The organism is Roseburia sp. AF12-17LB, from assembly GCF_003479605.1.
Lineage (GTDB): Bacteria > Bacillota > Clostridia > Lachnospirales > Lachnospiraceae > Roseburia_C > Roseburia_C amylophila.
Genome location: NZ_QUHR01000030.1, coordinates 1 through 1540 on the forward strand (window position 1 = coordinate 1; position 1540 = coordinate 1540).

The 1540-nt window shown below is 35.8% G+C and carries 1 protein-coding gene; it reads right to left on the reverse strand.

Going from position 1 to position 1540, the window contains the following annotated elements:
- Positions 1-62 precede the first annotated feature (62 nt).
- A protein-coding gene (locus DWV68_RS14250) for an IS3 family transposase (protein ID WP_242988816.1) occupies positions 63-1483 on the reverse strand; the annotation gives its coding sequence in 2 pieces (ribosomal slippage) (positions 63-997 and positions 997-1483; 1422 coding nt in all).
- Positions 1484-1540 lie beyond the last annotated feature (57 nt).

Below are 1540 nucleotides of genomic sequence, written 5' to 3' on the forward strand. Positions count from 1 at the left end.
TGATGTGACCCCAAAAAGTTAGACTTTTAAGCGTAGCAGTTTTATTGGCTGCTACGCTGTTTTTATGCAGCCAAGAGGCTAAGCCTGTATTGCACAGGACTCATCCATCCTAGTTTTTCTTTTATTCGTTGTTCGTTATAATACTTTATATATCGTTCTATTTCCGATTTCAATTCTTCATAGCTATAATAAACTACACCATAATAGATTTCTTGTTTTAATAGTCCGAAGAAATTTTCCATCACTGAATTATCGTGACAATTTCCCTTTCTAGACATACTCTGAAATATTCGTTCTCCTTTAAGGCGATATGAGTATGCTTTCATTTGATATGCCCATCCTTGATCCGAATGGAAGGTTCTTCGATAGGGACAATCAGATGTTACTTCTATTGCTTTTTCTAGAGCATCCATTATATTCTTGGTAGACGGGCGTTTATCAATACCAAAGCTTAGTATCTCTCCATTACACATATCCATAAATGTATCCAGATAAAGTTTGTGCATAGTCATATGTCCTTTAACATCAACTTCATAGTATTTAAACTCTGTTGTATCTGTGGTGATCTTCTGATGAGGTATATGTGTGTTAAAGCGTCTGCGAATTCTATTAGGCGCAACAGTTCCAACTTTTCCTTTGTATGAACTATATTTCCTACTCCTGCGTGTAAATGAGGTTACCTGTAATCCGAGTTTTTGCATGATTCGCTGAACTTTCTTTTTATTGATAACATATCCCTGATTGCGAAGTTCTCCTAGCATACGACGATATCCGTAATCCTTGTGAAGTTTTCTAATTTCAAGGATTTTTTCTTCGATTTCCTTATCAGGATTTTCTCTATCAAATCTTTTTTGCCAATACATATATGTTGCTTTAGGCATTCCTGTATATGAGAGAAGATATTTTAGTTTGAACTGTCTTCGGAGGCTGCTGATGATTCGCGCCGTTCTCTCATTTTTGCTTCGTCCTCTAAACGCAGTCTCCTCAGTTCTTTTAAAAAGGCATTCTCTATCCTTAACTTAAGAAGTTCATCCTCTAGTTCCTTTACATGTTCTACACTTGTATCAACAGGAGATTCTACAAGTGGTTTGTTTTGTGTATTGTTATCTGGTTTATCCAATATTTTCTTTCGACCTTTCCTACGTGGCCTCAACGCATCAGGTCCAGCTGCTCGAAAGCGATTAACCCAATCAACTATCATAGACGGGTTAGTAATTCCTTCTTGCAGAGCTAAATCTTGATATGAGATTTCACTTGATAAATATAACTCTACAACAAAAAGTTTCTTTTCGAAAGAATATTTTACTTGTTGACGTGAACGTTTTAACCCATCATCTCCAAAAGACTTATAATTATCCACCCATAACTTAACTTTACTATGAGAAGGAACGCCGTATTGCTCGGCGAGATATTTATAACCGCCTTCTCCATTCAGATAAGCATTTACAACTTTCTTTTTAAATTCATAACTATATTTAGACATAAAAATACCGACCTCCAATCGTTAGATTTTTTGGTCTAACTTTTAGGGGTCGGTACA